This is a genomic window from Paenibacillus sp. JT22N7 (assembly GCF_059383875.1).
The window spans coordinates 125865-144367 of sequence record NZ_JBXENY010000010.1 but is presented as its reverse complement, the minus strand read 5'-3'; the positions used below and the strand labels follow the sequence as shown (position 1 = coordinate 144367).

The following is an 18503-nucleotide window of genomic DNA, read 5'->3' as shown; positions in this document are numbered from 1 at the left end:
ATGCGCGGCAGATTGCGAAAAAAGCAGCCGCGCTGCCGCATGCTTGCTGCTCTAAATACCGTCCACGATTCTCCGAGCCCGAATCGCCGCCTGCTTAAGCAGTTCCTCCTCGTCTATGGTCAGCAGCTCGCGCCCTTGCATCAAGAGCTTGCCATTGACGATGGTCGTATCGACATCGCTGCCATTCACGGCGTAGGCGAGCAGAGATTCCCGATTATGGACCGGCTGCAAATGGGGCTTATTCATATTGACTAAAATAAGGTCGGCTTTTTTGCCAGCCTCAAGCGTTCCTATCTCCTGATCAAGGCGCAGCAGCTTGGCGCTTTCAGCCGTCGCCATTTCCAGCACCTGATGGGCCGGGAAAACGGACGGGTCGCCTGCCGCCATTTTTTGCATCCAGGCCGCCGCCTTAATCCCCTCAAACATGTCAACGGTCGAAGCGCTGCCTGATCCGTCCGTGCCCAGCCCAACCGTAACGCCAGCCTCGATAAGCGCTGCCACCGGAGCAATGCCGCAGCCCAGCTTCAAATTGCTGACCGGATTGTGAGCAACGCCGCCTTTCATACCTCTAAGCAGCTGAATATCTTCATGTGTAAGATGGACACCATGGGCAAGCAAAGCATGGGCCTCGGTGAATAACCCGAGATTGTGCAAATAAACGGTTGGCGAGCAGCTGTATTTGGTTTTGATCTTGGCGACTTCCTCTACCGTTTCCGCCAAATGAATATGGATAGGCAAATCCTTTTCGGCGGCGAGCTTAATGATTTCTGCCAGCGGTTCTGGCGGGCAAGTATAGGGGGCGTGGGGGCCAAACATCGTCGTAATTCGCCCGTCGGCCTGGCCATGCCAGCGGTCAATGAGATCGAGCGCTTCGGTTAGCCGTTTGCCGCCGTCATTTTGCATAAATACAAGTCCCCGTGTTAAGGAGGCGCGCATCCCTGTTTCCAAGGCAGCAGCGGCAATTTCGTTCATATGCACATACATATCGGCAAATGCCGTGGTGCCGGATTTGATCATTTCCGCCATGGCCAGCTTGGCTCCCCAATAAATATCCTCAGGCGTCATCCGCGCCTCGGCAGGAAGCATTTTATGCTCCAGCCACTCCATCAGCTTGCAATCATCGGAAAAACCTTTCAGCAAGCTCATTGGCGTATGCTGGTGAGCATTAATGAGGCCAGGCATTGCCAGCATGCCTTTGCCATCGATGATTTTGCTTGCTTGAGCCTTATCCTCAGGCAAAATTGTGCCAATGGCCGCAATGCGGTCATTTTCGATCAGCAGCTCGCCTTGAAAAAGCTTTTCTCCTTTTTTCATTGTTAAAATATGAACGTTTTGAATTAGTGTTCTCATCCTTGTCCCCTCCTTGGTATACTTAGGAGGATAATCGTTGACGCTGCGTGAAGGTCAAGGGCAAGAAAGGATGTTTCGCCATTATGAAATGGTTCCATACCGCAGACTGGCATTTAGGCAAGCTGGTTCAAGGTGTTTATATGACAGAAGACCAGCGTTATGTGCTGGAGCAATTGATTGCCGATATTGAACGCGAACGCCCGGATGCCGTTATTATTGCTGGTGATTTGTATGATCGGGCCATTCCGCCCATTGATGCAGTAGAGCTGCTCGATAAGGTGCTGCAGCATATTGTTATTAAGCTTGAAACGCCGGTGCTTGCTGTGTCTGGCAATCACGACAGTCCGGATCGGATTGATTTTGGCACAGCGATGATGGCGAGCCGGGGGCTGCATATTGCGGGAAGAATGAAGCGGGAGCAGAAGCCTGTCATTCTCCGCGATGAGCATGGCGAGGTGCATTTTCACCTCGTGCCTTATGCCGATCCTGCATATGTGCGTTACGTGCTGGACGATGAGAGTATTCGTACGCATGATGATGCGATGAAAGCTTTGACGGACCGGCTGCGAGATCAGCTTGATCCTGCTGCGCGCCATGTTTTTGTCGGTCATGCCTTTGTTACGGCAACTGGCGAGGCGGAGCCGAATACGAGCGATTCGGAGCGTCCGCTGGCGATTGGCGGGGCGGAGCATGTGCGTGCCGGTTATTTTGCGCCATTTCATTATACGGCGCTCGGCCACCTGCATCAGGCGCATAATGTCAGCGACGATAAAATCAGATATGCGGGTTCGCCGCTTAAATATTCCGTTTCCGAGGAGCATCACGCCAAAGGCTATTATGTAGTGGAGATGGATGACAAAGGCGCGGTAGCTGTGGAAAAACGGTTATTCCAGCCGCTGCGCGATTTGCGCCGCGTTTCCGGAACGATTGAACAAATTGAGCAGCATGCTATGAGCGAGGATTATGTATTTGTTACGCTGCTGAATGAAAATCCAGTGCTGTTTCCGATGGAGAAGGTACGGGCGATTTATCCGAATGCGCTGCATGTCGAGCGCAGGCCGGAAGCGGTGCTGCTGGCAGAAGCAGAGGCTTCCTCTGAAGGTGCAATCGAGGCGGCAGGCCGCAGGGAGGCTGATCCGGTAGCTTTATTTGCTTCCTTTTATCAGGAGGTCAAGGGCAGCCCGCTCAGTGAGAGTAAACGGCAGCGCTTCGCCGATGTGTTCGGGCGGCTGCTGCATGAGGAAGGAGGAGGCGCATGAGACCGCTCAAGCTAACGATGAACGCTTTTGGCCCGTATCGGGATGCAGAAACGATTGATTTTGCCCAGCTGGACGAGCATCGGCTGTTCGTTATTTCCGGCAGTACGGGAGCAGGTAAAACCTCGATTTTTGATGCGATTTGCTTTGCGCTTTATGGCGCGGCCAGCGGGGAGGACCGCTCGGAGGCACGCATGCTGCGGAGCCACTTTGCTGGAGATGATACGCATACGTCGGTTGAGTTTCATTTTGCCGTTGCACAGCGGGAATACCAAGTATTTCGCCAGCTTCCGCATCGTAAAGGCTCTAACAAAAGCGAGACGGGCGGCAAGGCAGAGCTGTATGAGCTTGTTGATGGACAAGCTGTGCCGCTTGTCGACCGTTTTCAAGTTCGCGACGTTGATGCCAAGCTGGAATCAATCATTGGCCTTACGAAGGAACAGTTTAATCAAATCGTGATGCTGCCGCAGGGAGAGTTTCGCAAGCTGCTTACTTCAGATACCGATAATAAAGAAGAGATTTTGCGGCGGATTTTTCGCACGGAGCTGTATGAGAAGCTGGAGCTTAAGTTTCAGCAGCAAAACCGCGAGCTGAATGAAACGCTCAAGGAAGCGCGGCTGCGCAATGACATGTATATGAAGCAATCGGGCGATGCGCTTCCTCAGCGCGAGGGGAGCTTGCTGGCAGCGACGCTGAGCCAAGAGGTGTATAACGCGGCGCAATTGCTTGCTAGTTTGGAGCAGGAGGCGGCTTATTACGGCGAGCTGGTACAGCAAGGCGATGTGCAGCGGCAGCAGATGGGCGAGCAGCTGCATGCGCAGGAAGAGAGGCTGCGCGCTGCGCTCGCGCTGAACGCAAGGTTCGAAGAGCTTGCGGCGGAGCGAAGCAAGCTCGAGCAGTTGGAGCTGGGCCGCGCCGCGCAGGAAGCGAAGGGGCGCGAGCTGCAATTGGCTGAGCGGGCAGCGCTGCTCACGCCTTATGAGGAGCAAGCGAGCCGCGCTGGCAAGGACGCGGAGGCGAAGCAGCAGGCCAGCGAGGCGAAGCAGCGCGAAGCGGAGGCGGCGAAGCAAGCGCTGGCTGCGGCTGAGCAGCGGCATGCGAGCGAGGAGCAGCGTGAGCCCGAGCGGCGGGAGGCGGAGCGTGAGCTGAGCCGGCTGGAGGAGCTGGCGCCAGCGGTGCAGCAGATCGGCGAGCAGCGACAGGCGGTGACGGAGCTGCGGGCACGGGCGAAGCAGGGCCAGGCGCAGCTCGAGCGCGAAGAAGCGGCTATTGCGGCGGAGAAGGAAGCGAAGCAGCTTAGCGCTTCGCGGCTGAAGCTCATGGAGAGCGATGGCGAGCAGCTGCAAGCGAAGCAGGAGCAGCTCAGGCGCGTCGAGCAGCAGGGCAAATATGTCTCCAAGCTAATCAAGCTGGAGCAGGAGCTCGCGGAGTTCAATCGGCTGGAAGCGAGCCAGGAACAGGCGCTTTCGACCGTCCGTGCCCGGCATGACGGGCTGGAGCAGCAATGGATTGAAGGCCAAGCAGGCCTGCTCGCCGCCCATTTGCATGACGGCAAGCCTTGCCCGGTATGCGGCAGCGTCGAGCATCCCGGCAAAATACAAACGGCCGCCGACGTGCCTTCACGCGAGCAGCTCGCGCAGGCAAAGGAGCAGCTTGCTGCCTGCGAGCGCGAGCTGCATGCGTCAAGGCTGCAAGTAGCGGCAGCCCGTTCCGGCTGGGAAAGCAGCGCCGCCGAGCTTGCGGAATACGGCGCCTCTGCCGAGCATCTCGCTGAGCAGCAGGCTGACCTGCGCACGAAGTGGAAGCAGTTGAAGGACGAGACCGAGCGGCTGCTGCAGCAAAATGAAGAAATGCGCCTGCTTAAAGAGCAGGCGGAGAAGCGGGAAGCGGAGCTGGAGCGGCTCATCCGGGATAAAGAACAGCGGCAAGCGGCGTATCAGCAGGTGCAAATTGAGCTGGGAGCGAAGGAGTCGCTGCTCGCCCGAGAGCTGGAGCGCATTCCAGAGTCGCTTCGCGAGCCCGAACAATTGCAGCGGGCGCTGGCCGACCAGCAGGTGAAAGTTCGCCAGCATGCAGATGCCTGGCAGGCTGCTGTCAAGCAATTACAGCAGGCGCAGCTTAAGGAGACGGAAGCTTCCGTTCATGCGGTGCAGGCCCGCGAACAATTGGAAGAAGCGCAGCGAAATAGGGTAGAAGCGCAGGAACGGCTGCTGAGCGAGCTAAGGACAGCTGCATTTGATTCATTGGAGGCCTATCGCGCCGCCGCAAAAACGCCGCAGGAGCGGCAAGCGCTTAAGGAACAGCTGGACGCGTATAAGTCTGCCGTTCAGGCACTGTCGAGCCGTGTAACAGATATGCAGCTGGAGCTGGCAGGAAAGCAGCCTGCGGATATTCAGCAGCTGCAAGCAGTGGGCGCGGAGCTTAAGCAGCAGCTGGAGTCGATTGTTGCAGCCCTGCAAACCGCTGCAAGGCATGGCGAGGAGGCTGCTCGTCTGATTCGTCAGCTCACTGCAACGAGCGAGCGCGTGAAGCAGCTTGAGGCGGAGCTGGAGCAGGTGCTCGATATTTATCAGATGCTCAAAGGCGACAATGCACTTAAAATTTCCTTTGAACGTTATATATTGATTGAGTTTTTGGAGCAAATTTTGCAGGCAGCAAATGTACGTCTGCAGCGGCTCTCGGGCGGGCAGTTTATGCTGCAGCGCAGCGACCGTTTGGAGGTCAGAGGGAAGCAAAGCGGCCTTGGACTGGACGTGTACGATGCTTATACAGGGCAAAATCGCGATGTGAAAACGATGTCCGGCGGGGAAAAGTTTAATGCGTCTCTCTGCCTTGCTTTGGGAATGACTGATGTTATTCAGGCACATCAAGGCGGAATTTCGATAGAAATGATGTTTATTGACGAAGGATTTGGCTCATTGGACGAGGAGGCGCTGAACAAGGCGATTGAGGCTTTGGTCGATTTGCAGCGCGCCGGCCGCATGATTGGCGTCATTTCGCATGTACAGGAGCTCAAGCAGGCTTTTCCCGCCTGCCTTGAAGTTCATAAGACGAAGGAAGGCTACAGCCGCACGGCCGTAACGGTCCGTTAATAGAAAAAGGCAGGAAACAACGCGTACGTTGCCTCCTGCCTATCTGTCTGAATGCTAGTAGCCGGATAATGCGCTTGCTCCAGCAGATGCTAGAGCAATGGCAAAAATAAAAAAGAGAGCAGTGCCCATTACGCCAAGTCCGTTCAGTATAATGCCGATAACGGCAAAAACTTTGCGGCGCTGCTTGGAGCAGGCACCAATAATACCAAGAATCAGGCCGACAAACGTAATGCCAACGCTGAGAACAACCGCTACAATTGTTGCCATGAAGGAGCCAGCACTTCCAGTAATCATGTCTTCAAGGTAGGCAGGGTCTTCAATTAAGTATTCATTTCCGGTAGAAATGAGACTGCCAATGGCTGCAAAAAACATTATGATGCTAATGACGCCTATAATAATGGATGCAATGGCCATAATGAATGAAGCAATGCCAAGGCCGGAATGCTTAAGCGGCTGGCTGGGCTGAAAAGGTGAGGGATCGGAAAATCCCGTCGATGGTGCAGACCCGTATGGATTATAATCCGGTGTCTGGGTATGGTCCGTATCCGATTTCGTAAAGGATATCGGTGTGGAATTGTTTTTATTTTCTTCCATTAAAATATTCTCCTCCAGTATAGGTAACTCATCTTAAAACACAATTACAGTAAATTATACTCAATTTTGAAAGGAATGAAAACGGATGTTCCAAAAATATTTCACAATCGGCGCTATTGGTGCCGCTCTTGCAGTCGCATTAGGAGCTTTTGGCGCTCATAGTTTAAAGGAAACGCTGCCAGCTGATTTGCTCGCTATTTTCGAAACGGGCGTACGCTATCATATGTATCATTCGCTTGGCCTTATGCTGGTTGCTCTGCTTGCGGATCGTTTGGGCGAGAGCAAATTGCTGCTGTCCGGAGCAAGACTGCTGCTTGCGGGCATGATTATTTTCAGCGGCAGCCTTTACGTCCTCGCTTTAAGCGATATTCGCGTGCTGGGAGCCATTACACCAATCGGCGGCGTAGCTTTTCTAGCGGGCTGGGTTTGCGTCATCGTCGCGACCCTCAAGTCGCGAAAAAAAGCCGTTTGATTTTGCATAATATTTCTATGCCGGAACGGTGGTTTCGATTATAATAAGGCTAACCTTATTGGATTCGAATGTAGGAAGGAAGTTAGTGCGTGACGAAACGAACGTTTGGTCGGCCTGATAGACCGCCACGTAACGCGCTTACACAATGGTTGTCCAAGTTGTGGATTCCGTGGCTGCAAGGCGGTTTGCTGCTCATTATCATAGGAGTATGGGTGGCAGCGATGATAGTTACAGCAATACCTTCGCTTTTCATTTGGCTGGCTTCTTGTTTGACTATGGTAATCCTGCTAGGAAGCTTCGTCCTAATGGTCAGGCAGTCCAAGGCGGCGAATACGCTCAGCTATCATAAACCAATGGTCGAGGCGCTGCTTCGCTCGGAAGCGGTCCCGCTCGCTATCATTGATCCACAGGGCGTCATTATGGAATTAAATGAAGGCGCAGAGCGCACTTTTGGCTATGAACGCGCGGAGTTAATGGGAAATTGGCTGGCCTCTTTCGTAGATGCAGGCAGCCGGGATGCCTTACATACGATGCTGGAGCATTCGCTTACCGGTTGTCCAAAGCAGGGTAACATTCATATTATACACCGGTCAGGCTATCCGCTTGAGCTGCATCTCGTATGCGCCCCCATGGTGCAGGATGAGAAGGTCATCGGAACGATGGTGGTCAGCCATGATTTGAGCGATCGCAAGCGAAATGTCGAACGGATTCGTTATATGGCCTATTACGATGATAGAACGGGATTGCCGAATCGGACGCTTTTTCAAATGAGATTGAATGAGAGCCTTGCTTATGCTCATGATCATAACCAGCTTGTAGGGCTGTGTTATATGGATTTGGATCGGTTTAAGCTTGTCAACGCCTCCTTCGGCCGCGAATTTGGCGATATGCTGCTCATGCAGGTGGCGGAGCGTTTTACAAGCGTCATGTCGGAGCAGGATTTTGCTGCCAGAATGGAAGGCGATGAGTTCGCTCTGCTGTTTAAGGATTTGGAGTCGGAGGAGCAGTTGCTGAGCCGCGCCCGCATGGTGCTGCAAGCGATTGAGGAGCCTTACGAGCTTAAAGGCTTTCCGATCCAAATTACAGCGAGCATAGGTGCGGTCACGAGCCGTCTGGGCGAGGACGATGATTACGCGCTGCTTAATAAAGCGGATATGGCGTTAATGAAGGTGAAGCAGAATGGTCGAAACGATGCGCTGCTTTATTCCGAAAGCTGGAGCAATTATTCGTTTGAGCATTTGTCGATGCAGCATGAAATGTATCGAGCTATTCAGCGCAAGGAGTTCATTTTATATTATCAGCCGCAATATGATATGATTTCTGGCGGGATGATCGGCGTCGAGGCGCTGGTGCGCTGGAAGCATCCGATCCGGGGAATGATCCCTCCGGGCGATTTTATTCCTTTGGCTGAGGAGAGCGGCATGATTGTGCAAATTGGCGATTGGGTGCTGGAAGAGGCTTGCCGCCAAAATAAATGCTGGCAGGAGTCAGGCTTGCCGCCTATGCCTGTATCGGTTAACCTCTCTATTAGGCAGTTCGTCCAGCATGATTTGGCTAGCAAGGTTGCAGACGTGCTGACTCGTACCGGACTAGATTCGCAATATTTGGATTTGGAAATTACGGAGTCCATGACGATGGATGTAAACCATGTATCGCGCTGCCTGCTGGATTTGACGGCACTTGGCGTTGGCATAAGCATTGACGATTTTGGTACAGGCTACAGCTCCTTTCATTATTTGAAAAACTTCCCGATCGATCGGCTCAAAATCGACCGTTCCTTCGTTCGCGATATCCAACAGGACCCAAGCGATGCGGAAATTGTAGCAGCTATTATTGCCATGGCACATAATCTTAACATCCAGGTTATTGCAGAGGGTGTGGAGACACAGGAGCAAATTGAATTTTTGCGCAAGCACAACTGCGATGAAATGCAGGGGTATTTCTGGAGTGCGCCAGTCCCAAGCGACAATATTGAGCAAATGCTGGGCGGCTATTACATGTAGAAAAAAGGTCTGTTTGAATGGCTGGGAACACTTCCGGCTCATTCAAACGGACCTTTTCAATTTGTGCTGCCTCATAATCAGGAGATATAGTCTTCAATTTCATTAAGCTTGAATGTGTAGACTTGCTTCTCATCTACGTGATAGACCGTAATCATATTCGTTGTATCATCCACATTTAGAATACGGCATGGAATGCTGAGCGTAATGCCAAGCCCCTTATTTACAATAAGACGAATGAGTTTATTGCTTTTCATAAAACCGCGAATGTCTGCAAATCCGTCATAGGGATCGGAGAGTGAAGGTTCAACAACCTTAGGCTTAGCTGCTTTGGCAGATGGAACGTCTTTGTCTTTAGCAGACGGTACAGACTTGCCATTTGCTGCAGATTTATTGCTTTGTTTTTCATTTTGCGTTGGCCCTTTAAAATCGATCTCCATAGGAACTTGAACAGCAGCATCAGCTTTGCGTTGATCGATAACTTGTCCCAGCTGAACACCTGATAAAATCCGATAATCCACAAATCCGCCAGCATTTAAGGCATGAATGACCTGCTCCAAGGCAGCAGCGTTGCTAACGTTCTCTACTAGCAATTCTACTTGGAGTACGTATGACTGTTTTTGTGTGTTCTGCATCTGTTCTATAGTTCCTCCGACCTAATGTTAATTTTTGCATAATTACTATACCATTAATCACAATAGATATATAGTGCTAAAATTTGCTAATCGTCCAATTCGACAAAAACTTTTTTGCATATAATGCTTTGGCAGCTTTGGCAGCTAATTGATGGCAAAGGAGGTGAGCGTAAAATGATGCGGATGGTTCCTGCCACACTGCAAAATGGGCTGACCGTGCTTGGAATTGAGGTCAAGCTTCCTAAAACGACATTGCTTGCCTGGTCGACGGATAAAGGGTATATCATGTGTGGTGCGCTTGATGTTGGCTTGCTGAACGAACGGTTGCAAAATCGTGGGATTATCGCCGGGAGAGCCGTTGGCGTACGCACATTAGAGGAACTGCTTGTTGCACCTCTGGAATCGGTTACAACAACTGCGGAAGCGATGGGAATTCATGTCGGGATGAAGGGGACAGATGCCCTTTCCTTAATGGCATAATACGAAGAGCCTCTATCCTTATCTTCTGGAAGGATGGGATAGAGGCTCTTGATTTATGGTTTATTCGTTAAAAAGCTTTTTGAGATTGACATCATAAGGTGCTTGAACGATGCCCTTTTCCGTAATAATCGCTGTTACATATTCATTCGGTGTAATATCAAAGGCCGGGTTGTACACTTTCACACCTTGCGGCGCAGTGCGTTTGCCAAACCCTTCGGTAATTTCCTCGGCACTGCGCTCCTCAATTGGAATTTCTGCGCCTGTCGGCGTATTGAGGTCGATCGTGGACAAGGGGCAGGCTACATATACGGGAATGCCGTGAGCCTTGGCTAGAACAGCAACGCTGTAAGTGCCGATTTTGTTGGCGACATCTCCATTAGCGGCTACGCGGTCAGTCCCAACAATGACTGCCTGAATCCAGCCTTTGGACATAACCATGCCCGCCATATTATCGCAAATCAATGTGACATCGACGCCAGCCTGCTGCAGTTCAAAAGCGGTTAGCCTGGCTCCTTGCAGTACAGGACGCGTCTCATCGGCGAATACACGGAGCGACATGCCGCGCTCAAGCGCAAGATAAAACGGTGCCAGCGCGGTACCGTATTTAGCAGTTGCAAGTCCGCCGGCGTTGCAGTGCGTGAGCACGCCTATGCCATCCTCAAACAGCGTTAGCGCATGCTCGCCGATTAAACGGTTAGTTTCTTCATCTTCACTGTGAATCGCCAGCGCTTCATTAAGCAAAGCCTGCTTCACTTCATCAAGCGATAAATCGGCTGCAGCAAGCTGCTCCGCACGAGCTTTCATTCGATCCAGAGCCCAGAACAAATTGACAGCGGTTGGCCTGGAGGTTGCCAAATATTCAGCTTGATTCAGCACTTCCTCAAGCCAGCGCTTAAGCGTCGTTTCATTTCGGCTGCCGAGCACGACGCCGTATGCAGCGGAAATGCCGATTGCTGGAGCGCCTCTTACTTTCAAATGGCGAATTGCTTCCCATACATCCTCCGAAGTAACAAGCGGCAAATATACAATTTCTTCAGGTAAAAGCCGTTGATCCAGCAAATCCAGGCGGTCTTCCGCCCAAATCACGGATTGCAAGGGGGCATTCTGGCTAGTCATTATGCAAATTCCTTTCTTTTCGAAACATTGGGATTTAATTTAACCGTGTTTTGCCGTTGCAGATAAAACAATATCAATCGCTTGCTCTATCGAAATCGCCTGACGGTTCAGGTGAATGAGCGAGGTGCCGATTTCGAGTGCCAAGCGCTGTGCTTTCTCGCGCTCCGCAGCATCCTCAATACGATCGATGTCAGCAACGTGGGCAAGGCCTACAATGCGCCGTACCATTTTGCAGCCAGCAAAGCCGATCGAGTCTTGAAGCAGCTTGTTCAAATAATATTGCTTGTAGCCTGGAGCGCTTGAGGCCAGGCGATCCACGTTGTGCTCGTCCCACAAAGCGCCAAATTTGTTCTCAAATTTGGTCCAAATTTCGCGTACGCTGCCGAGCAGGTAGCTGCGGAAATCGGTCAGCTCTGCCTCGTCTTTAATCCAGTGGGCTTGTCCAGCATAATTGAGCAGCAGATTGGCAATAACTGCCCCTACATCAAAGCCCATAGGGCCATAATAAGCAAATTCAGGGTCGATCACTTTCGTCGATTGTGCGGTAACAAATACGCTGCCGGTATGAAGATCGCCGTGGAGAAGCGCCTGGGCATTCGTTAAAAACTTGTTGCGCAAAATAGCGACTTCAAGATGAAGGGCATCATCATTGCGAAGAGCTTCTGCAGCATCGGCAATCGCTGCTTCAAAGTTATTGTTTGGCGAATCTGTATACGGATCATCAAAAATCAAATCCTCGGTTATTTTGCACAAATCCGGGTTAATAAACTCTTTGACGCGTTCTTTCTTGTCCTGCTGGTTCATGCCCAGATCGGAAGTGAAAAAGAGTGTATTCGCCATGAAGGTGGAAATGTCCTCAGCGAATTTCGGATATTTGTTGCCGTCCACGAGGCCTTGGCGCATAATCACATGATCGCTTAGATCTTCCATTACCGTGAGGGCAAGCTCCGCATCATATTGATATACGGTTGGCACAAGTCCCGGAGCCAGCTCATTTTGCAAAATCAGCGCTTCGCTTTCAATGCGTGCCCGGTCAAGCGTAAGCGGCCATGATTCTCCGACAACTTTAGCGTAAGGGAGCGCTTGTTTGACAATGAGCCCTTTACCGCTAGCTGGATCGGTAATGTGGAAGACCAAATTCAAATTGCCATCGCCGATCTCACGGGACGAAAGCTCAGCTCCCGCAGGGAAAAAGTCAGGTATGGAGCGGGAAAATTCAATAGCTTCTTGCTCGGTTAAAGGATGATAAGCAGACAGTTTGTCCACCTCCGACTGTATTTTTAAAAATATAAGCATTTAAGCTTAGTATATCGAATATTATTTCGACTTGGAATACCTACAAATGATAACAAATGATATAATGTTACGTAAAGTAGGCAAGGTTTTTGTCCGCTTAGGAGCTGCGCGGAAATTTACGGTACTTTATTTCGTTGCAGTCTCTAAGCTCGAAAGGCAACGAGGGGCTAGGCGGATCTGCTGGAGTGGAGGAATTTGGCATGAATAACAGCATGATGCGGGAGCCGGTCGCTCTGAAGGAGTGGGCCGTAACCGTTAACGCATTGCGTGATGGCGAGCTTATTATGGTTTTGCGCAAAGGCGGAATCGAAGAGGAAACACGTGATTTTCAATTGGTAAGCAAAGGCTTCTACTTAATGCCCGCATATGAGCATCAGAAGGAGCATCTGCTTAAGGCGCCGTATCAAGGCCGAATCGAAAGGATAATGGAAGGCTGGTCGCCTGATATGGACAGCATTACGCTTGGCGCCTATGCGGAGGCCGTTCATGATATCGAGATCAACGATCAGGAAACGCTTGACCGGCTGCGGGAATTTCACATTTGGACGGATAAATTTTCCGAAGAAAGGCTAAAATGGAAGCGGACGAAGCCGCTGCATTTGCTGCTGCTGCGTGTGTACCGTCTCGCAACCCCTGCTGAGCTTGAGATGTTCCCTGCCTATACCGGCTGCAAATCTTGGGTAAAGCTTGAAAGTGATCTAGCAGAGGCAGCAATGGTTCCCGTTCTATCCGATGAGGAATTCGCGTTGCAAGTTGCCCAAATTCAAGCTGCGCTGAATCAGGAATAGAGATTAAGCCTGATTTATGGCGGTTTCTTGTAGATTGAACGGTCTCGGCGTTGCTTTATAACAAAACTTATAATAAAATGATTATTGAGAAGACATTGAGAATTATATTGAATCACATTATAATAGAACCATTTTTGATTATAGGTGATTAGGTAAATAGACCAACCATGGAGGGATCAGCATATTATGGCAACGCATTTTGTCATTGATGGCCTGAAAGCGGCTATCGAAGGAAAAGAGATTTTGAAAGGCATTAACCTTGAAATCAAAGGCGGAGAAATCCACGCGATTATGGGACCAAACGGTACTGGTAAAAGTACGCTTGCTTCTGCTCTAATGGGCCACCCGAAATATGAAGTGACAGAAGGCAGCGCATTTTTGGATGGAGAAGACCTGCTTGAAATGGATGTAGATGAGAGAGCACGCGCAGGCCTGTTCCTTGCTATGCAATATCCGAGCGAAATTCCTGGCGTAACGAACTCCGATTTCTTGCGCAGCGCGATCAATGCTCGTCGTGAGGAAGGCAGCGAGATTTCCCTCATTAAATTCATTCGCCAAATGGAAGGCAAAATGAAAGCTTTGGAAATGAACCCTGAGTTTGCACATCGTTACCTGAACGAAGGCTTCTCCGGCGGTGAGAAGAAGCGTAACGAAATTTTGCAAATGACGCTGCTTGATCCGAAAATCGTCGTTCTTGACGAGATTGACTCGGGTCTTGACATCGATGCCCTGAAAATCGTATCCAAAGGCGTTAACGAAATGCGCTCTGAAGATCGCGGTTTCCTTATCATTACTCACTATCAGCGTTTGCTGAACTATATTACACCTGATTTTGTACACGTTATGATGCAAGGCCGCATTGTGAAATCCGGTGGTCCGGAACTTGCTGAGCGTTTGGAAAATGAAGGTTATGACTGGGTTAAAGAAGAACTGGGCATCGTGGACGAAACGGTTGGCCAGGCCTAAGCGGAGAAAGGGGTATAACGGATGAGTACACAACTATCGACTCCGACGGACCGCCAATCTGCAGAAGCTTTGTCCCGTAGCAAAAACGAGCCTAATTGGCTGGTAGATTTGCGCGGCGAAGCGGCTGAGCTTGCTGGTACATTAGAATGGCCTAAGCCGGAGAAAGTCAAAATTGAACGCTGGAACCTGACAGCTGTAGGCAGCTACAATCAGGCAGCTCCAGCAAATGCACTAACTGATTTGCCAGAAGTTGTACGTGAATTGGTTGCTGAAGGTACTGAAAACCTCGTTATTCAGCAAAATTCGAGCCCGGTATGGACGCAGCTATCTGCTGAACTGGCAGCGAAGGGCGTTATTTTTACCGATTTGGAGACAGCTTGCAAGGAGCATGGCGATCTTGTTAAGCCGTACCTGTTCCAAGCGGTTGCCAAAGATGAAGACAAATTAACAGCTTTGCATGCTGCATTATGGAATGGCGGCGTTTTCGTATACGTTCCTCGCAATGTAGAGGTGGAAATTCCACTGCAGGCTATTCTATTTAATACAAAAGCAGAGGCTTCCTTTGCACCGCATATTGTAATCGTAGCGGAAAGCAACAGCCGCGTTACGTATGTCGATTATGTCGTTACTGAACCAGGCGCTGTTACGGAGCCTTTCGTTTACCACTCGGTAGTCGAAGTTTATGTAAAAGCAGGCGCTCACGTTCGTTTCGGCTCCATCCATCATCTTGGTGGCAGCGGAGTGGACCTCACAGTTCGCCGTGCTATCATTGATAACGATGGTGTAATGGAGTGGGTACTTGGCGATTTGAGCGATGGCTCTACGCTGTCGGACACGAAGTCCGTGCTGAAAGGCAACGGTTCGCAATCGGATGCTAAAGTAATCAGCATTGGCAAAAACGCTCAGCAAATGAGCTTGACGACGCAGGCTGTACATTTCGGCCTTCGCTCAGACAGCAACATGGTTACGCGTGCAGTTATGAAGGATTCTGCTTCGGCGATTATTAACGGTATCACTAAAATCGAGAAGGGCGCTACGAAAGCTAATGGTGTTCAAACCGAAAAAGTGTTGATGCTGAGCCCGAAAGCACGCGGTGACGCGAATCCGATTTTGCTAATTGATGAAGATGATGTTACTGCAGGCCATGCAGCGAGTGTTGGGCAAGTTAACCCTGAGCAGGTTTACTATCTAATGTCCCGCGGTATTAGCAAGCAGAATGCGGAACGCCTTGTAATCTACGGCTTCCTTGCTCCTGTTGTTTCTGAAATTCCGATTGATGCGGTACGCGAACAGCTTGAGAAATTGCTCGTGCGGAAGCTCGAAGGATGAATATAGCAGCAATTCGGGAGCAGTTCCCGATTCTGCATCAAGAGATAAACGGGCATCCGCTCGTTTATCTGGACAGCGCGGCATCTTCCCAGAAGCCGCGCTCCGTCATTGATGCGATTAATCGCTATTACGAGAAGGACCACTCCAATGTGCATAGAGGTGTTCATACGCTTGGTTCGCGGGCGACTGACGCTTATGAGGGCGCAAGGGAGAAAGTGGCTTCTTTTCTGAATGCGGCACTGCCGGAAGAAATTATTTTTACGCGGGGTACGACAACCGCGCTGAATTTGGTTGCTTCAAGCTATGCAAGAAATACATGTAAACCTGGCGATGAAATCGTTATTACGCAAATGGAGCATCACAGCAATCTCATCCCGTGGCAGCAGGTTGCGAAAGCAACTGGCGCGACGCTGAAATATATTCCGCTTCAGCCAGATGGTTCATTCACGCTAGCCGATGCTGAGCTGACGATTACAGCGAATACGAAGGTCGTTGCGATGACTTATGTATCGAATGTGCTGGGCATCGTCAACCCCATTAAGGAAGTTGCGGCTATTGCACATCGCAATGGCGCCGTAATGGTCGTCGATGGCGCGCAAAGCACGCCGCATATGCGTGTTGACGTTCGTGATTTGGATTGTGACTTTTATGCTTTCTCGGGCCATAAAATGTGCGGCCCGACGGGGATTGGCGCCTTGTATGGCAAGAAGGCGCTGCTCTCGAAGATGGAGCCGATTGAGTTCGGCGGAGAAATGATCGACTATGTTGACTTATATGAGTCAACATGGAAGGACATTCCGTACCGCTTCGAAGGCGGGACGCCGATTATTGCGAACGCCGTAGGGCTGGGCGCAGCAATCGATTTTCTGCAAGAGGTTGGCATGGATGAGATTGACAAGCACCAGCGTCAACTGGCGGCATATGCTTATGACCGCTTGTCAGAGCTTGAAGGGGTCACAATTTATGGCCCTAAGGCAGATCGTGCGGGCCTCGTTACGTTCAATCTGGGCGATGTGCATCCACATGATGTGGCGACAGTTCTTGATTCGGAGGGCATTGCTGTTCGGGCCGGACATCATTGCTGCCAGCCGCTTATGCGTTTTTTGAACGTTTCTTCGACAGCAAGAGCAAGCTTTTATTTATATAATACCGAGCAGGACGTTGATCAGCTTATTGCTGGACTGCTCAAAACAAAGGAGTTCTTCGGTCATGCAATTGGATGATTTATACCGTAGAGTCATCATGGATCACTATAAAAATCCACGCAACCATGGAACATTGGAAGCCGATGCCGTCACGATTAAACTGAACAATCCGACCTGCGGCGACAGCATTGCGCTCCAGCTTCAAGTGGAGAACGGTCTAGTCACGGACGCGAAGTTTAGTGGAGAAGGCTGCTCCATCAGCTTGAGCTCCGCCTCCATGATGACGGAAGTCGTTAAAGGCAAAACATTCGATCAGGCGCTGGAGCTAGCGGATAAATTTTCTGCGCTAATGAAAGGCGAACCAGTCGAATTTGAAGATTATGAGGACATTGAGGCGCTATCTGGTGTCAACAAGTTTCCAGCCCGCATCAAATGTGCCACCCTTTCGTGGAACGCTTTGCGTAAAGGTATCGAACAACAGCACGAGTAACATCATTATGAAAGAGGAGAGTGAATACGATGGCTAAAACAATGCCGGAAATGGAAGAGTATAAGTATGGTTTCCGCGATGAGCATAAGTCGATTTTCCAATCAGGAAAAGGCTTGACGCCTGAAATCGTTCGCACTATTTCGGAAATGAAGGGCGAGCCGGAATGGATGCTCGATTTTCGTCTGAAATCACTGGAGCAGTTCAACAAAATGCCAATGCCTAATTGGGGCGGCAATATGGATGATCTGGATTTCAATGATATTCAGTATTATGTAAAACCTTCTGAGAAGCAAGGCAAGACGTGGGAAGAGGTTCCTGCTGAAATTAAAGAAACGTTCGACAAGCTCGGTATTCCTGAAGCGGAACAAAAGTTTCTTGCTGGTGTATCTGCACAATATGAATCCGAGGTTGTTTATCACAGCATGCAAGAGGACCTGGAAAAGCAAGGCGTATTGTTCACTGATATGGATACGGCGCTTCGTGAACATCCTGAAATCGTGCGTGAGTATTTCAGCACAATCATCCCACCGAATGATAATAAATTCGCTGCTTTGAATAGTGCGGTTTGGTCTGGTGGCAGCTTTATTTACGTACCAAAAGGCGTAAAATGCGAAATTCCGCTGCAAGCCTATTTCCGGATTAACTCCGAAAACATGGGACAATTTGAGCGTACGCTTATCGTTGCTGACGAAGATAGCTTCGTTCACTACGTTGAAGGCTGTACAGCTCCAGTTTACAGCACAAACTCGCTGCACAGTGCGGTCGTTGAAATCTTGGTTAAGAAAAATGCCCGCGTTCGTTATACGACGATTCAAAACTGGGCTCCAAACATTTTCAACCTCGTTACAAAACGTGCAGTTGCTGATGAAAACGCGACAATGGAATGGGTAGATGGCAACATCGGCTCCAAATTGACGATGAAATATCCGGCTGTTGTGCTTCGTGGCCGCGGTGCGAAAGGTATGGTATTATCAATCGCAGTAGCCGGTAAAAACCAACACCAGGATGCAGGCGCGAAAATGATTCACCTTGCTCCAGATACGACGTCGACGATTGTTTCCAAGTCGATCAGTAAGCATGGCGGTAAAGTAACGTACCGCGGTCTTGCTTCATTCGGTCGTAATTCGGATGGTGCGAAATCTAACATTAAATGTGATACATTGATTTTGGATAATGAATCCACTTCGGATACAATTCCATACAATGAGATCATGAACGATAACATCACTTTGGAGCATGAAGCTACAGTATCCAAAGTTTCCGAGGATCAATTGTTCTATCTGATGAGCCGTGGCTTGTCGGAAGCGGAAGCAACACAAATGATCGTTATGGGCTTTATCGAGCCATTCACGAAAGAGCTGCCGATGGAATATGCGGTAGAAATGAACCGTCTTATCAAGTTTGAGATGGAAGGTTCTATCGGTTAAGCATACAAGCTTGACGATTTAGACGGATAAACGGCAAAAATGCCTGTTCCCTCACTGGTTGCTTTCA

Annotated in this window: 16 protein-coding genes; 11 read left to right on the top strand and 5 right to left on the bottom strand. The window is 50.2% G+C overall.

The features are described from left to right. Positions 1-51 precede the first annotated feature (51 nt). Positions 52-1350, bottom strand: coding sequence for an amidohydrolase (locus tag AC50Y5_RS24895; RefSeq protein ID WP_494864066.1), 1299 nt, complete (start codon positions 1348-1350; stop codon positions 52-54). A gap of 83 nt (positions 1351-1433) precedes the next feature. Between AC50Y5_RS24895 and AC50Y5_RS24890 the strand changes: the two genes are divergently transcribed. Further along, positions 1434-2609 (top strand): exonuclease SbcCD subunit D, encoded by a 1176-nt coding sequence (locus AC50Y5_RS24890; RefSeq protein WP_494864065.1) that lies wholly within the window; start codon positions 1434-1436, stop codon positions 2607-2609. Further along, entirely contained in the window at positions 2606-5698 is a 3093-nt protein-coding gene (locus tag AC50Y5_RS24885; RefSeq protein WP_494864064.1) for an AAA family ATPase, read from the top strand. Before AC50Y5_RS24890 ends, AC50Y5_RS24885 begins: the two co-directional genes overlap by 4 nt. A 54-nt stretch (positions 5699-5752) precedes the next feature. Here AC50Y5_RS24885 and AC50Y5_RS24880 read toward each other — a convergent pair whose 3' ends face one another. Then, complete coding sequence (locus AC50Y5_RS24880) at positions 5753-6292, bottom strand: hypothetical protein (RefSeq protein WP_494864063.1); 540 nt, start codon at positions 6290-6292, stop codon at positions 5753-5755. A gap of 85 nt (positions 6293-6377) precedes the next feature. Between AC50Y5_RS24880 and AC50Y5_RS24875 the strand changes: the two genes are divergently transcribed. Then, entirely contained in the window at positions 6378-6764 is a 387-nt protein-coding gene (locus AC50Y5_RS24875) for a DUF423 domain-containing protein (protein ID WP_494864062.1), read from the top strand. Positions 6765-6853: 89 nt separating this feature from the next. Next, positions 6854-8767 (top strand): putative bifunctional diguanylate cyclase/phosphodiesterase, encoded by a 1914-nt coding sequence (locus AC50Y5_RS24870; protein ID WP_056039742.1) that lies wholly within the window; start codon positions 6854-6856, stop codon positions 8765-8767. Between the two features lie 77 nt (positions 8768-8844). On the opposite strand, the gene AC50Y5_RS24865 is transcribed toward AC50Y5_RS24870, so the two are convergent. Further along, positions 8845-9399, bottom strand: coding sequence for a hypothetical protein (locus AC50Y5_RS24865; RefSeq protein ID WP_056039745.1), 555 nt, complete (start codon positions 9397-9399; stop codon positions 8845-8847). A 174-nt stretch (positions 9400-9573) separates the two neighbouring features. On the opposite strand from AC50Y5_RS24865, the gene AC50Y5_RS24860 reads away from it, so the two are divergent. Continuing rightward, positions 9574-9879, top strand: coding sequence for a YunC family protein (locus tag AC50Y5_RS24860; RefSeq protein WP_056039747.1), 306 nt, complete (start codon positions 9574-9576; stop codon positions 9877-9879). Positions 9880-9939: 60 nt separating this feature from the next. Here the strand turns inward: AC50Y5_RS24860 and mtnA are convergent, their stop codons facing one another. Beyond that, positions 9940-10995 (bottom strand): S-methyl-5-thioribose-1-phosphate isomerase, encoded by a 1056-nt coding sequence (gene mtnA, locus AC50Y5_RS24855; RefSeq protein ID WP_494864061.1) that lies wholly within the window; start codon positions 10993-10995, stop codon positions 9940-9942. A 39-nt stretch (positions 10996-11034) separates the two neighbouring features. After that, positions 11035-12252, bottom strand: coding sequence for an S-methyl-5-thioribose kinase (mtnK, locus tag AC50Y5_RS24850; protein ID WP_494864144.1), 1218 nt, complete (start codon positions 12250-12252; stop codon positions 11035-11037). 239 nt (positions 12253-12491) lie between these two features. On the opposite strand from mtnK, the gene AC50Y5_RS24845 reads away from it, so the two are divergent. The 6 genes from AC50Y5_RS24845 to sufB all read left to right on the top strand — a co-directional run bounded on the left by AC50Y5_RS24845 (position 12492) and on the right by sufB (position 18436). Continuing rightward, a complete protein-coding gene (locus AC50Y5_RS24845) occupies positions 12492-13079 on the top strand; it encodes a DUF1802 family protein (RefSeq protein WP_494864060.1) in 588 nt (195 codons plus the stop codon). Positions 13080-13265: 186 nt separating this feature from the next. Beyond that, positions 13266-14045: a Fe-S cluster assembly ATPase SufC gene (gene sufC, locus AC50Y5_RS24840; RefSeq protein WP_056039751.1), complete on the top strand. Its 780-nt coding sequence runs from the start codon at positions 13266-13268 to the stop codon at positions 14043-14045. A 21-nt stretch (positions 14046-14066) separates the two neighbouring features. Continuing rightward, positions 14067-15374 (top strand): Fe-S cluster assembly protein SufD, encoded by a 1308-nt coding sequence (gene sufD, locus AC50Y5_RS24835; protein WP_494864059.1) that lies wholly within the window; start codon positions 14067-14069, stop codon positions 15372-15374. Continuing rightward, positions 15371-16597 carry a cysteine desulfurase gene (locus AC50Y5_RS24830; protein WP_056039755.1) on the top strand — a complete coding sequence of 409 codons (1227 nt, stop codon included), beginning with the start codon at positions 15371-15373 and terminating at the stop codon, positions 16595-16597. Before sufD ends, AC50Y5_RS24830 begins: the two co-directional genes overlap by 4 nt. Beyond that, positions 16584-17009: a Fe-S cluster assembly sulfur transfer protein SufU gene (sufU, locus tag AC50Y5_RS24825; protein WP_056039756.1), complete on the top strand. Its 426-nt coding sequence runs from the start codon at positions 16584-16586 to the stop codon at positions 17007-17009. The genes AC50Y5_RS24830 and sufU overlap by 14 nt, the downstream gene beginning before the upstream one ends. 29 nt (positions 17010-17038) lie before the next feature. Next, positions 17039-18436 carry a Fe-S cluster assembly protein SufB gene (gene sufB / locus AC50Y5_RS24820; RefSeq protein ID WP_056039758.1) on the top strand — a complete coding sequence of 466 codons (1398 nt, stop codon included), beginning with the start codon at positions 17039-17041 and terminating at the stop codon, positions 18434-18436. Positions 18437-18503: the final 67 nt, after the last annotated feature.

Coding starts and splice junctions, on each gene's coding strand:
- sufC (WP_056039751.1), top strand. CDS start 13,266: ATGGCAACGCATTTTGTCATTGATGGCCTGAAAGCGGCTATCGAAGGA.
- sufB (WP_056039758.1), top strand. CDS start 17,039: ATGGCTAAAACAATGCCGGAAATGGAAGAGTATAAGTATGGTTTCCGC.
- AC50Y5_RS24830 (WP_056039755.1), top strand. CDS start 15,371: ATGAATATAGCAGCAATTCGGGAGCAGTTCCCGATTCTGCATCAAGAG.
- sufU (WP_056039756.1), top strand. CDS start 16,584: ATGCAATTGGATGATTTATACCGTAGAGTCATCATGGATCACTATAAA.
- sufD (WP_494864059.1), top strand. CDS start 14,067: ATGAGTACACAACTATCGACTCCGACGGACCGCCAATCTGCAGAAGCT.
- AC50Y5_RS24895 (WP_494864066.1), bottom strand. CDS start 1,350: ATGAGAACACTAATTCAAAACGTTCATATTTTAACAATGAAAAAAGGA.
- AC50Y5_RS24890 (WP_494864065.1), top strand. CDS start 1,434: ATGAAATGGTTCCATACCGCAGACTGGCATTTAGGCAAGCTGGTTCAA.
- mtnA (WP_494864061.1), bottom strand. CDS start 10,995: ATGACTAGCCAGAATGCCCCCTTGCAATCCGTGATTTGGGCGGAAGAC.
- AC50Y5_RS24875 (WP_494864062.1), top strand. CDS start 6,378: ATGTTCCAAAAATATTTCACAATCGGCGCTATTGGTGCCGCTCTTGCA.
- AC50Y5_RS24880 (WP_494864063.1), bottom strand. CDS start 6,292: ATGGAAGAAAATAAAAACAATTCCACACCGATATCCTTTACGAAATCG.
- AC50Y5_RS24885 (WP_494864064.1), top strand. CDS start 2,606: ATGAGACCGCTCAAGCTAACGATGAACGCTTTTGGCCCGTATCGGGAT.
- AC50Y5_RS24860 (WP_056039747.1), top strand. CDS start 9,574: ATGATGCGGATGGTTCCTGCCACACTGCAAAATGGGCTGACCGTGCTT.
- AC50Y5_RS24845 (WP_494864060.1), top strand. CDS start 12,492: ATGAATAACAGCATGATGCGGGAGCCGGTCGCTCTGAAGGAGTGGGCC.
- AC50Y5_RS24865 (WP_056039745.1), bottom strand. CDS start 9,399: ATGCAGAACACACAAAAACAGTCATACGTACTCCAAGTAGAATTGCTA.